The organism is Nocardioides sp. Arc9.136 (assembly GCF_030506255.1).
Classification (GTDB): Bacteria; Actinomycetota; Actinomycetes; order Propionibacteriales; family Nocardioidaceae; genus Nocardioides.
On sequence record NZ_CP113431.1, the window covers coordinates 516981 to 529019 of the forward strand.

At 74.6% G+C, this 12039-nt stretch carries 10 protein-coding genes; 7 read left to right on the plus strand and 3 right to left on the minus strand.

The window, feature by feature from the left end:
- Positions 1 to 12: 12 nt before the first annotated feature.
- Entirely contained in the window at positions 13 to 516 is a 504-nt protein-coding gene (locus OSR43_RS02390) for a Fur family transcriptional regulator (RefSeq protein WP_302269395.1), read from the minus strand.
- 111 nt (positions 517 to 627) lie between these two features.
- On the opposite strand from OSR43_RS02390, the gene OSR43_RS02395 reads away from it, so the two are divergent.
- The 5 genes from OSR43_RS02395 to OSR43_RS02415 all read left to right on the plus strand — a co-directional run bounded on the left by OSR43_RS02395 (position 628) and on the right by OSR43_RS02415 (position 7068).
- Complete coding sequence (locus OSR43_RS02395; RefSeq protein ID WP_302269396.1) at positions 628 to 2286, plus strand: AMP-binding protein; 1659 nt, start codon at positions 628 to 630, stop codon at positions 2284 to 2286.
- 69 nt (positions 2287 to 2355) lie between these two features.
- Positions 2356 to 3168, plus strand: a complete 813-nt coding sequence (locus OSR43_RS02400; RefSeq protein WP_302269398.1) for a LuxR C-terminal-related transcriptional regulator — start codon at positions 2356 to 2358, stop codon at positions 3166 to 3168.
- Between the two features lie 67 nt (positions 3169 to 3235).
- Positions 3236 to 4930 carry an AMP-binding protein gene (locus tag OSR43_RS02405; RefSeq protein ID WP_302269399.1) on the plus strand — a complete coding sequence of 565 codons (1695 nt, stop codon included), beginning with the start codon at positions 3236 to 3238 and terminating at the stop codon, positions 4928 to 4930.
- 59 nt (positions 4931 to 4989) lie between these two features.
- Positions 4990 to 6249, plus strand: a complete 1260-nt coding sequence (gene ilvA / locus OSR43_RS02410; protein ID WP_302269401.1) for a threonine ammonia-lyase IlvA — start codon at positions 4990 to 4992, stop codon at positions 6247 to 6249.
- Positions 6250 to 6318: 69 nt separating this feature from the next.
- Positions 6319 to 7068 (plus strand): GAF and ANTAR domain-containing protein, encoded by a 750-nt coding sequence (locus tag OSR43_RS02415; protein ID WP_302269402.1) that lies wholly within the window; start codon positions 6319 to 6321, stop codon positions 7066 to 7068.
- A gap of 234 nt (positions 7069 to 7302) precedes the next feature.
- Here OSR43_RS02415 and OSR43_RS02420 read toward each other — a convergent pair whose 3' ends face one another.
- Positions 7303 to 8313, minus strand: a complete 1011-nt coding sequence (locus OSR43_RS02420) for an AraC family transcriptional regulator (protein ID WP_302269404.1) — start codon at positions 8311 to 8313, stop codon at positions 7303 to 7305.
- Between the two features lie 90 nt (positions 8314 to 8403).
- Between OSR43_RS02420 and OSR43_RS02425 the strand changes: the two genes are divergently transcribed.
- Together OSR43_RS02425 and OSR43_RS02430 are read left to right on the plus strand one after the other, a co-directional pair.
- Positions 8404 to 9954, plus strand: a complete 1551-nt coding sequence (locus OSR43_RS02425; RefSeq protein WP_302269405.1) for an NAD(P)/FAD-dependent oxidoreductase — start codon at positions 8404 to 8406, stop codon at positions 9952 to 9954.
- The gene (locus tag OSR43_RS02430) at positions 9951 to 10931 is read left to right on the plus strand and encodes an alpha/beta hydrolase (protein WP_302269406.1); all 981 of its coding nucleotides are present in this window, start codon (positions 9951 to 9953) and stop codon (positions 10929 to 10931) included. The genes OSR43_RS02425 and OSR43_RS02430 overlap by 4 nt, the downstream gene beginning before the upstream one ends.
- 43 nt (positions 10932 to 10974) lie before the next feature.
- Here the strand turns inward: OSR43_RS02430 and OSR43_RS02435 are convergent, their stop codons facing one another.
- Positions 10975 to 11982, minus strand: coding sequence for a 5'-3' exonuclease H3TH domain-containing protein (locus OSR43_RS02435; RefSeq protein ID WP_302269407.1), 1008 nt, complete (start codon positions 11980 to 11982; stop codon positions 10975 to 10977).
- Between the last annotated feature and the right edge of the window lie 57 nt (positions 11983 to 12039).

Below are 12039 nucleotides of genomic sequence, written 5' to 3' on the forward strand. Positions count from 1 at the left end.
CTGGTGGAGGGGTCAGGCAGGGGTGGTGCGGGTGGTGCTGCCAGTGGTGCTGCCAGTGGTGCGGGCGGCCGCGCAGTCGGGGCAGGTGCCCCAGTACACGACCTCCGCCTCGTCGACCACGAAGCCGTGGTCGTCGGACGCGGTGAGGCACGGGGCGTGGCCGACCGAGCAGTCCACGTCGGCGATCGCGCCGCAGGAGCGGCAGACGACGTGGTGGTGGTTGTCGCCCACCCGGGACTCGTAGCGGGCGGTGGCCCCGGCCGGCTGGATGCGGCGGACCATGCCGGCGTCGGTGAGCGCACGCAGGACGTCGTACACCGCCTGGTGGGACACCGCGCCGAGGTCCGCGCGGACCTGGCCGATGACCGTGTCGGTGTCGGCGTGCGGGTGGTCGTGGACCGCGGTGAGCACGGCCAGTCGGGGCTTGGTCACCCTCAGTCCGGCCTCACGCAGCTCGGCCGTGAAGTCCGGGGTGGTGCCCGCGGAGGGCCCCGGCTGGCGGTCCGGCGTCGTCATGGCACGAGCATCGCGGGTTTTCTGGATCAAGTCAAGATTACCTGCGGGAGCCGTCCCGACGTGACCCGGCTCACCCTAGAGTGCGGGGACAGGACGCGTTGGGGAGGAACCATGGCCGGTCAGGACGCAGCACAGCCGGAGCCGCAGGGGGCGCGGCTGTCGTACGCCGCGGGCGGGGCCGAGCCGCCGCTGCTCGAGGAGACGATCGGCGCGAACCTCGAGCGCACGGTCGCGGCCCACGCCGAGCGGGAGGCCCTCGTCGAGGTCGCCACCGGCCGTCGCTGGACCTGGGCGGAGCTCGACGCCGACGTCGACGCCCTGGCCCGCGGCCTGCTCGCCGCCGGGATCGAGCGCGGCGACCGGGTCGGCATCTGGGCGCCGAACTGCGCGGAGTGGACGCTCACCCAGTACGCCACCGCCAAGGTCGGCGCGGTCCTGGTCAACGTCAACCCCGCCTACCGGACCCACGAGCTCGCCTACGCCGTCGAGCAGTCGGGGATGCGGCTGCTCGTCGCCGCCTCCCGGTTCCGCACGAGCGACTACGCCGCGATGGTCGCCGCGGTCCGCGCGGACTGCCCGGCGCTGGAGCGGGTGGTCCTGCTCGACACCGAGGACTGGGCGGCCCTCCTGGCCGAGGGCGAGCCGCTGCCGGCCGGCGCGGTGGCCGAGCGGATGGCAGAGCTGGACCCCGCCGACCCGATCAACATCCAGTACACCTCCGGCACCACCGGCCGCCCCAAGGGCGCGACGCTCAGCCACCGCAACATCCTCAACAACGGCTACCTCACCACCGAGCTGATCGCGCTCGGCCCCGAGGACCGGCTGTGCATCCCGGTGCCCTTCTACCACTGCTTCGGGATGGTGATGGCCAACCTCGGGTGCACCAGCCACGGCACCACGATGGTCATCCCGGCGCCGGCGTTCGACCCCGAGGCCACCCTGGCCACCATCGCCGCCGAGCGCTGCACCGGCGTGTACGGCGTGCCGACGATGTTCATCGCGATGCAGCACCACCCGACGTTCGCCGACCACGACCTCTCGACGCTGCGCACCGGGATCATGGCCGGCTCGGTGTGCCCGGTCGAGGTGATGCGCCGCTGCATCGAGGACATGGGCATGACCCAGGTGTCGATCGCGTACGGCATGACCGAGACCTCGCCGGTCTCCTGCCAGACCCGGGTCGACGACGACGTCGAGCGGCGCACGGCCACCATCGGGCGGGTCCACCCCCACCTCGAGATCAAGGTGGTCGACCCGGTCTCGGGCGAGACCGTCGGGCGGGGCGAGCCGGGGGAGTACTGCACGCGCGGCTACTCGGTGATGCTCGGCTACTGGGAGGAGGAGGAGAAGACCCGCGAGGCCGTCGACGCCGACGGCTGGATGCACACCGGCGACCTCGCGGTGATGCGCGAGGACGGCTACTGCACGATCGTCGGTCGGATCAAGGACATGGTGATCCGGGGTGGCGAGAACATCTACCCGCGCGAGGTCGAGGACTTCCTGCACACCCACCCCGACGTCGAGGACGTCCAGGTCGTCGGGGTGCCGGACGAGCGGTACGGCGAGGAGCTGTGCGCCTGGATCCGGGTGCGTGCCGGGGCGGAGCCGCTCGACGCGGCCGCGGTGCGGGCCTACTGCGAGGGTCGGCTGGCGCACTTCAAGGTGCCGCGCTACGTCCTCGTCGTCGACGAGTTCCCGATGACGGTCACCGGCAAGGTCCGCAAGGTCGAGATGCGCGAGCGGTCGGCCTCCGAGCTCGGGCTGGGCTGAGCGGCTCGACGCCGATCGTGCCGGCCGGGCGGGGTTACCCTGCTGCGGGCCGAGCAGCAGGAGGTGGCCGTGGACGCGAGCGGTGCGAGCCGGGCCTGGCGCTCGACGCTGACGGACCTGCGGGAGCGCAGCGGGGCGCCGATGGTCTTCGGCGGGCCCGTGGGGACCGGCGGGCTGCGGCTGACCCACTTCGTCGGCGCGCGCACCGGCTCGCTCGACGGCCTCGTCGTCCGCGCCGGCTCCGGCCTCGGCGGGCGGGTGCTGCGCGAGTCCGACGTCCTGGTCGTCGAGGACTACGGGCTGGCCTCGGAGATCACCCACGACTACGACGCGGCGGTCTCCGCGGAGGGCCTGCGCACCGTCGTCGGGGCACCGGTCGTCGTCGGCCGCTCGGTGCGGGGCGTGGTGTACGCCGGCCTGCGCGGCGCGCCCGGCCGCTCCGACCACGTGCTGCGGCTGCGGGCCGCGGCGACCGGCGCCGCCCGGCACCTGGCGCGGGAGATCGCCGTCGAGGACGAGGTCGAGCGGCGGGTCGCCGCGCGGCAGGCGGAGGAGGCGCGCTCCGCGGTCTCGCTCGGCCGTGCGCACGCGGAGCTGCGCGAGCTGGCCGCGAGCACCACCGACCCGGCGCTGGGCGCCCGCCTCGAGCGGATCGCCGCAGCGATGGTCGAGGAGGCGCCGGCCGCGCCGCCGCTCTCGCCCCGGCAGGTCGACGTGCTCGCGCTGGTGGCCACCGGCGCGCCGTACGCGGTCGTCGCGGAGCGGCTGGGGCTCTCGGCCCAGACGGTGAAGTCCTACATGCGCGACCTGCTCGTCGTGCTCGGTGCGCACGGCCGCCACGAGGCGGTCGCGGAGGCGCGCCGCCGCGGGCTCCTGCCCTGACGCGGCACCGACGGGGCACCCCCATCGGGGGGTGTGACGACCGTCTCCCGGCGATGACGCTGGTGCCATGACCGCCACCGCAGAGCTGCGCCGCGTCCGCGACGCCCTGGTCGAGCGCCGCACCCGGTACGCCGATGCCGTCGCCGACTTCTCCTGGCCCGACGTCGGAGCGACCTTCAACTTCGCCCACGACTGGTTCGACCCGTTCGCCCGCGGCAACGACGCCCCCGGGCTGGTGATCCTGGAGGAGGACGGCACCCGTGCGTCGTACTCCTTCGCCGAGCTGGTCGACCGCTCCGACCAGGTGGCGGCGGCGCTCGGGTCCTACGGGATCGGCCGCGGCGACGCGGTGCTGGTGATGCTCGGCAACCAGGTCGAGCTGTGGGAGACGATGCTGGCGCTGACCAAGGTGGGCGCGGTGATCATGCCGACGACCACGGCGGTCACGACGGCCGAGCTCGCCGACCGGATCCGCCGCGGCGGTGCGCGTGCGGTGGTCTGCAACCCCGCCGACACCGCCAAGCTCGACGGCATCGAGGGCGACTTCCTCCAGTTCGCCGTGGGTGGCGCGGAGGGGTGGCTCGACCACGGCGCGGCCTACGAGCTCGAGCCGCGGCCGGTCCCCCACCCGGGCAACGGCACCGACGACCGGCTGCTCCTCTACTTCACCAGCGGCACCACGAGCCGGCCCAAGCTGGTCGAGCACACCCACCGCTCCTACCCGGTCGGCCACCTCACCACGATGTACTGGCTGGGCCTGCGGCCCGGCGACGTGCACCTCAACGTCTCCAGCCCCGGCTGGGCCAAGCACGCGTGGTCGAACTTCTTCGCGCCCTGGCTCGCCGAGGCCACCGTGCTGGTCCACAACTACCGGCGCTTCGACCCCGTCACGATGCTGCGGGCGATCCGGGAGGAGCGGGTGACGACGTTCTGCGCGCCGCCGACGGTGTGGCGGATGCTCATCAACGCCGACCTGAGCGGCGGCCCCGGCGACCTGCGCGAGGCGATCGGCGCCGGCGAGCCGCTGAACGCCGAGGTGATCAAGCAGGTGCGCGACCTCTGGGGGCTGACCATCCGCGACGGCTTCGGGCAGACCGAGACCACCGCCTCGATCGCGAACACCCCGGGCCAGCCGGTCAAGGCCGGGTCGATGGGCCGCCCGCTGCCCGGAGTGCCGGTCGTCCTGGTCGACCCCGCCACCGACGAGGTGGTCGAGGGACCCGGCGAGGGGGAGATCTGCCTGGACCTCGCGGCGGGCCCGGTGACGCTGATGACCGGCTACCAGGGCGACCCCGACCGCCACGCGGAGGCGATGCGCGGCGGCCGGTACCACACCGGCGACGTCGCCGACCGCGACGAGGACGCCTACATCACCTACGTCGGCCGGACCGACGACGTCTTCAAGGCCTCCGACTACAAGGTGTCGCCCTTCGAGCTGGAGTCGGTGCTGATCGAGCACCCGGCGGTCGCCGAGGCGGCCGTCGTCCCGGCCCCGGACGCCGTCCGGCTCGCGGTGCCCAAGGCGTACGTCGCCCTCGCCCCCGGCCACGAGCCCACCGCCGAGACCGCCCGGTCGATCCTGGCCCACGCGCGCGAGCAGCTCCCTCCGTACCTCCGCGTGCGCCGGCTGGAGTTCTTCGAGCTGCCCAAGACCATCTCCGGCAAGATCCGCCGCGTCGAGCTCCGCGCCCGGGAGGTGGAGGTCGCCCAGCAGCGCCCCAGTACCGAGTACCGCGACGACGACTTCGACCTGAGGGCGTGACGGCGCCCCGGCCCGGCCTGCGCGACGAGGCGCGCCGGGCCGGGACTAGGGTCGCGGGCGTGCAGCTGCCAACCGCGTCGGACGTCGAGCGAGCGGCGGGACTGCTCGGCGGGGTGGTCGGGACCAGTCCGCTGCAGCACTCCGCCCGGCTCTCCGCCGCCACCGGCCTCGACGTGTGGCTCAAGCGCGAGGACCTGCAGGAGGTGCGGTCCTACAAGGGCCGCGGCGCCTACAGCCTGATCGCGGGACTGTCCGCCGCGGAGCAGCAGCGCGGGGTGACCTGCGCCAGTGCCGGCAACCACGCCCAGGGCGTCGCGTTCGCCTGCTCCCGGCTGGGCGTGCGGGCCACGATCTTCCTGCCCCGGACCACGCCCCGGCAGAAGCGCACGCGGATCGCGGCGCTCGGCGGCCGGTTCGTCGAGGTCGTCGTCGACGGCGACACCTACGACGACGCCGCCCTGCGCAGCCGCGAGCTCGCCGAGGCGACGGGTGCGGTCGTCGTGCCGGCGTTCGACGACCCCCGCACCATCGCCGGCCAGGGCACGGTCGCCCTGGAGATCCTCCAGCAGCTCGGCCGCGCGCCCGCCGCCGTCGTCGCGCCGGTCGGTGGCGGCGGCCTGCTGGCCGGCACGCTGACCGTCCTCGCAGAGCGGGCCCCGCGGGTCGCCGTGGTCGGGGTGGAGCCGGCGGGCGCGGCGTCCATGACGGCCGCGCTCGCGGCCGGGGCGCCGGTCGAGCTCGAGGCCGTCGACTCCTTCGTCGACGGGGCCGCCGTGCGCCGCGTGGGGGACTGGACCCACGCCGTCGCCGCGCAGCACCGACCGGAGGTGCGCACCGTCCCCGAGGGACTGGTCTGCGTCGAGATGCTCGACCTCTACCAGTCCGACGGGATCATCGCCGAGCCCGCGGGGGCCCTGGCCACCGCCGCGCTCCGCGACTCCTCCGCGGGCGGTCCGGTCGCCGAGCCGGGCGCCACCGTCGTGTGCGTGCTCTCCGGCGGCAACAACGACGTCAGCCGGTACGCCGAGGTGGTCGAGCGGGCGCTCGTGCACGAGGGGCTGCGCCACTACTTCCTCGTGGAGTTCCCCCAGGAACCGGGTGCGCTGCGGATGTTCCTCGACGACGTGCTCGGCCCCGACGACGACATCGTGCTCTTCGAGTACGTCAAGCGGTCCAACCGCGAGACCGGCCCGGCGCTGGTGGGCATCGAGCTGCAGCGGCCGGCCGACTACGCGCCGCTGCTGGAGCGGATGTCGACGTCCGGCATCCGGGTCGAGGTGGTCGAGCCGACCAGCCCGCAGTTCCGGATGGTGCAGTAGCGGCTCCCGCGTGGAGGAGTGGGTACCCCCGGCTCGCCAGCTGACGCCGTACCCGAGGAGACGGAGCCGATGCCCTCGATGGAGCCCATCCCGGAGACGCGTCGGGCGATCGACGAGCTCGACGCGGACCTGGAGGGGACCGACACCGACCTGCTCGACCGGCTGCTCGCCGCGGCGGCGGAGGTGCGCCGCGTCGTGCCCGACTGCCTCGGGCTGAGCCTGGGCTACCTCCGCGAGGGGGTCGTGCTGACCCTGGTCGCCAGCGACGTCGACGTCGCCGTGCTCGACGCGGTGCAGTACCTCGCCGGCGGCCCCTGCGTGGACGCGGCCGCGGCCGAGTCGGTGCTCGAGGAGCAGCACGCCGACCTCTTCGACGAGGACCGGTGGCAGCTCTTCGCCCGGACCTCCGCGGCCAAGGCCGTGCGCAGCACCCTCACGCTGCCGATCGTCGAGGCTGGCGAGGTGGTCGGCACGGTCAACCTCTACGGTGCCTCGTCCCACGCCTTCACCGGCCACCACGAGGAGCTCGCCGAGGTGTTCGGCGCCTGGGCCCCCGGCGCGGTCACCAACGCGGACCTCTCCTTCAGCACCCGGGCAGAGGCCCGGCGCGCGCCCCAGCGGCTCGCGGACCAGCGCCTGGTCGACACGGCCGTCGGCATCGTCAGCGAGCAGCTGGGGGTGGACGTCGACGCCGCCCGCGGCCGCCTCTCCGAGGCTGCCTCCCGGGCCGGCGTGGAGCTCACCGACCTCGCCGAGGCGGTCCTCGAGTCCGCGCTCCGCCGGGCCGAGCCCGGCCCCGACGGCGAGCCCGAGGACTGAGCGCCGCCCGACCCGGCTCCGGCCCTGAGTCGTGCGGGGTGGTCCGGGGTGGTCCGGACCGGGGTTTGGGCGCCCGCGCGGACGGGCAGGAGGCGGGCCTGCTGGAGGGAGCATGACTGCCGCAAGGCACCAGCAGGACGGGTTGCCTCCGTGCCCCGTCGGGCTGTCCCGGTCGGTCCCCCCCCACATCAGCGACCGGGGCAGTCCATCTCGCGGCGGGTCACCCCCCGCCGCTCAAGCGGCGCCGTTGCGCCGGACGGCCCGGGGCGTGCGGCCCCACCAGCGCCGGGCGGAGCGGGAGAGGGCCGACTGCTCGGCGAAGCCGACCATGCCCGCGACCTGGCCGAGGGGCAGGTCGGTGCCGGTCAGCAGCCGCAGTGCGGCCTGGCGGCGTACGTCGTCGAGCAGCGCCCCGAACGTCGTCCCCTCGGCCTCGAGCCGGCGCTGGAGCGTCCGCGGGTGCATCGACAGCAGGGAGGCCACCGTGCCGACGTCGACCGGGCGGGTGCCCAGCGCCTCCTGCACCACCGCGCGCACCCGCGGCGCGAGCCGGCGCTCGACGCCGGGGGACTGCTCGGCCAGGAAGGCCAGCGCCAGCAGCCGCAGGTTGTCGTTGACCCCGGTCAGCACGTGCTGGGACAGCTCCCGGGGCACCCGCAGCACCGCGGCCGGCACGTCGCGCCCGACCCGGACCGGCGCCCCGAAGAAGTCCTCGTACGCCGCGGCCGGCGCCGGCGGCCGGTAGGGGAGGTCGACGCTGCGCAGGCCGTACGGCCCGCCGACGAGGTAGGTGATCGTCCGGTGCACGAACCCCACGCCCAGGTCGGTGCCCTGGACCGGGCCGGCGCTCGTCGCCGGCCCGTAGAGCAGCGCCGCCGAGGAGCGGTCGCCCGAGGGGTCGGGCCCGACGGTGAGGCTGAGCGAGCGGCCGTGGACGAAGAGGTACCGCGAGGTGCAGGCGAGGGCGTCGCCGAGCGTCGGCGAGTGCTGGATCGCGACGGCGAGCGAGCCGAGCATCGTGAGGTCCTGCCGCCGCGCGATCCGCAGGCCGAGGTCGGGGGCGTCGAGCTCCCGGGCGGCCAGCTCGAGCACGGTCGCCGCGGCCTGCTCCGGCACGAGCACGTCGTCGCGGTCGAGCGCCTCGACGGGCAGCTGCGCGGCACGGGCCAGGCGCTCGGCGTCCCCGCCGAGCTCCGCGACGGTCGCACGCAGCCCCCGGAGGCCTGCGGAGCGGATGTGGCTCACCGGTCCAGCCTGGCGGTGCTGTCGCGATCGGGCAAGTTCGTGTCGCGCGGGGGCAAGTCTGCGGCGAGCGGCTGGCGGAGGATGGCAGGCATGGAGCAGAGCGAGCACGTCGACGTCGTGGTGGTCGGAGCCGGTCTGTCGGGGGTCGGGGCGGCGTACCGCCTGCAGACCGAGCGGCCCGGCACGACGTACGCCGTCCTCGAGGCGCGCGCGGACCTCGGCGGCACCTGGGACCTCTTCCGCTACCCCGGCGTGCGGTCGGACTCCGACATGTACACGCTGGGCTACTCCTTCAAGCCCTGGCGCGACGGCCGGTCGCTGGCCGACGGCCCCTCGATCCTGCGCTACATCCGCGAGACCGCGACCGAGCACGGCATCGACCGGCACATCCGCTTCTCCAGCAAGGTCGTCGGCGCCGACTTCGACACCGCGGAGGCGCGCTGGACGCTCACGGTCGAGGACACCGTCAGCGGCGAGCGGCGCACGATGACGTGCGGGTTCCTCTACTCCTGCGCCGGCTACTACGACTACGACCACCCGCACGACCCGCAGCTGCCGGGCGTGGAGTCCTACGCCGGCGAGCTGGTGCACCCGCAGTTCTGGCCCGAGGACCTCGACACCGCCGGCAAGCGGGTCGTCGTCATCGGGTCGGGGGCGACCGCGGTGACGCTGGTGCCCTCGCTGCTCAAGGGCGGTTCCGGCGGCTCGGGCGGCTCGGGCGGGGCCGCGCACGTGACCATGCTCCAGCGCACGCCGACGTGGATCAGCGCGGTCCCGGCGAAGGACAAGAAGGCGGAGCGGATCAAGAAGGTGCTGCCCGCCGGCGCGGCCCACCACGTCATCCGCGCCAAGAACATCGCGTTCAGCACGGCCTTCTACCAGTTCTGCCAGCGCCGGCCGCAGCAGGCGCGCAAGCTGCTGACCGGCCTCTCCACCCGCATCCTCGGCGACGCGCAGCTGGTCGCGGACCACTTCACGCCGTCGTACGACCCGTGGGACCAGCGGCTGTGCGCCGTGCCGAACGCCGACCTCTTCGGTGTCGTCAAGGACGGCCGCGCCGAGGTGGTCACCGACCGGATCGCGTCGTTCGTGCCCGAGGGCATCCGGCTGGAGTCCGGGCGCGTGCTCGAGGCCGACGTCGTGGTGACCGCGACCGGGCTGAAGCTGCTCGCCTTCGGGGGGATCGAGCCCCACGTCGACGGGGAGCGGGTCGACCTCGCCGAGCAGTTCGTCTGGAACGGCGCGATGATGACCGGCGTGCCGAACTTCGCGGTCTGCATCGGCTACACCAACGCCTCCTGGACCCTGCGGGCCGACCTGACCCACCGGCTGGTGACCAAGGTGCTCGCCTGGATGGAGCGCACCGGCGAGCGCGCCGTCGTGCCGCAGCCGGACGGCGAGCTGTCACCGCGGCCGCTGCTCGACCTGGCCGCGGGGTACGTCCAGCGCTCGATCGGCGCCTTCCCCCGCCAGGGCGACCGCGCCCCGTGGCTGGTCCGGCAGAACTACGTGCTCGACTCGGTCCGTACGCTGCGCACCGACCTGTCCCGCACGCTCGCGCCGGTCCGTCCCCGGGCCGCGCAGCGCGGCGCGGACGTGACCGGCGACGCGAGCGAGGAGATGGTGGAGGTGGGCGCATGACCGGCACCTGGGAGCCCGACCTGCTGGGGGACGGCTACGAGCAGCAGGTGCTCGAGCTGGGACCCGACCCCGACGGGGAGGGCGACGTCCGTGCGGTCCTCGTCCGCCGCGGCGTGCGGCCGGGGGAGGAGGTGCGCGGGGCGGTGCTCTACGTGCACGGCTTCTCCGACTACTTCTTCCAGACCGACCTCGCGGACTTCCACGCCGAGCGGGGCCTGGCGTTCTACGGCCTGGACCTGCGCAAGTCCGGCCGGGCCCGCCGCGACGGGCAGACAGCGCACTACGCCTCGGACCTCGAGCACTACGACGCCGAGCTCGAGCAGTCCATGGCGATCATCGCCGCCGACCACGGGCCCGAGGCCCCGGTCGTGGTGGTCGCGCACTCCACCGGCGGCCTGATCACGCCGCTGTGGCTCGACCGCCGTCGTCGCGCCGGGCGCACCGCCCCGGTCGCGGGCCTGGTGCTCAACAGCCCCTGGTTCGACCTGCAGGGGCAGGCGGTGCTGCGCGGGCCGGTGACCCAGGTGCTGCGGGTGCTGGCGAAGGTCGCCCCGCTGCGCGCGCTGGACCTGCCGAAGAGCGCGGTGTACGGCACCTCCCTGCACGTCAGCGGGAAGGGCGAGTGGGACTACGACGTCGTGCTCAAGCCGCTCGAGGGCTTCCCGGTCACGGTCGGCTGGCTCAACGCCGTGCGCCGCGGCCACGCCCGCCTGCACCGCGGGCTCGAGGTGGGCGTGCCGTCGCTGGTGCTGCGCTCGGACAAGACCCACTACGCCCGCGAGCACACCGACGCCAGCGACCGCGCCGACACCGTCCTCGACGTGAAGCAGATCGCCCGCTGGGCCGGCTGCCTGGGCGGCGAGACCACGGTCGTCCCGATCACCGACGCCCGCCACGACGTCTTCCTCTCCCTGCCCGCGCCGCGCGCCGCGGCGTACGACGTGCTGTGGGAGTGGCTGGCCCGGCACCTGGGCTGAGCTCCGGAGGGCCGCGGGCTGGTCGGAACCGACGGCCCCGACCTCACGGACCCCCGAGCCCGACCGAGGCCGGCGGCTCGGTGAGCACGCGCAGCGCGAGCGCCGTGGTCGCCTCGACACCGAGGTGTCCGACCACGCGGGTGACCCGGTCCGGGTCGAGCGGCAGCAGGCCCGGCGAGCCGGGGACGTCCGGCGTGAGGCCGAGGTCGACCTCGCGCCCGCGCATGATCGAGAGGTTGAACTCGTACCGCTCCCGCGCGCCCTCGGCGGTCAGCCGGGCGAGCAGCCGGCGGCCCATCCGGGAGGCACCGGTCTCCTCGCACCAGGAGTCGACGGCGGCCACGAGGTTCTCGCCGGCGCAGTGGTCGATGTCGGCCCACACGGCCTGCATCGAGCCGAGCTGCTCGAGCAGCACCGGAGCGGTCTTCTCGCCGATGCCCGGGACGCCGGGGAGGTTGTCGCTGGCGTCGCCCCGCAGCGCGGCGAACTCCAAGTAGCTCGTCGCCGCCACGCCGTACATCGCGTGCAGCCGGCGCGGGTTGAGCAGCGGGGAGGCGCTGATGCCGCCGTCGATGAGGCGCAGCACCGAGGTGTGCTCGCTGATGTGGGCGAAGGAGTCGCGGTCGGAGGTGACCAGCACGCAGCTCCACCCCTCGCGCTCGGCCCACGTCGCGGCGGAGGCGTTGACGTCGTCGGCCTCGAGCCCCGGCGGGGTGACCGCCAGCAGGCCCAGCGCGTCCAGCAGCGCGCCGGCGCGCTCGAGCTGGTCGACCAGGTGCGGGTCCTTGGGCGCGCGGCCGGCCTTGTACGCCGGGTAGGCCGTCTCGCGCTGCGAGGTGCGCCGGTCGTCGAGCCCGAAGAGCACCGCGTCGGGCGCGAACTGGTCGACGGTCTCGAGGATCTGGCGCAGCATGCCGTGCAGCGCCCACGCGGGTCGCCCGCCGCGGTCGCGGAGGTCGGTGTGGGCCCGGGCGTGGTGGTTGCGGTGCAGCAGCGACGGCGCGTCGACGGCGAGGAGCAGCTTGCGGGGGCGGTCGGGTGGTGGGCGCATGGCGGTGCGGCGAGCCTACGTGTCGCCGCCGGTCCCCGCCGCGGACCCCGGTACGGT

What these genes read in the sequence shown, in the direction of transcription:
- OSR43_RS02415 (WP_302269402.1), top strand. Translation starts at nt 6,319, where the DNA reads ATGCCCTCGATGGAGCCCATCCCGGAGACGCGTCGGGCGATCGACGAG.
- OSR43_RS02405 (WP_302269399.1), top strand. Translation starts at nt 3,236, where the DNA reads ATGACCGCCACCGCAGAGCTGCGCCGCGTCCGCGACGCCCTGGTCGAG.
- OSR43_RS02425 (WP_302269405.1), top strand. Translation starts at nt 8,404, where the DNA reads ATGGAGCAGAGCGAGCACGTCGACGTCGTGGTGGTCGGAGCCGGTCTG.
- OSR43_RS02435 (WP_302269407.1), bottom strand. Translation starts at nt 11,982, where the DNA reads ATGCGCCCACCACCCGACCGCCCCCGCAAGCTGCTCCTCGCCGTCGAC.
- OSR43_RS02430 (WP_302269406.1), top strand. Translation starts at nt 9,951, where the DNA reads ATGACCGGCACCTGGGAGCCCGACCTGCTGGGGGACGGCTACGAGCAG.
- OSR43_RS02395 (WP_302269396.1), top strand. Translation starts at nt 628, where the DNA reads ATGGCCGGTCAGGACGCAGCACAGCCGGAGCCGCAGGGGGCGCGGCTG.
- OSR43_RS02390 (WP_302269395.1), bottom strand. Translation starts at nt 516, where the DNA reads ATGACGACGCCGGACCGCCAGCCGGGGCCCTCCGCGGGCACCACCCCG.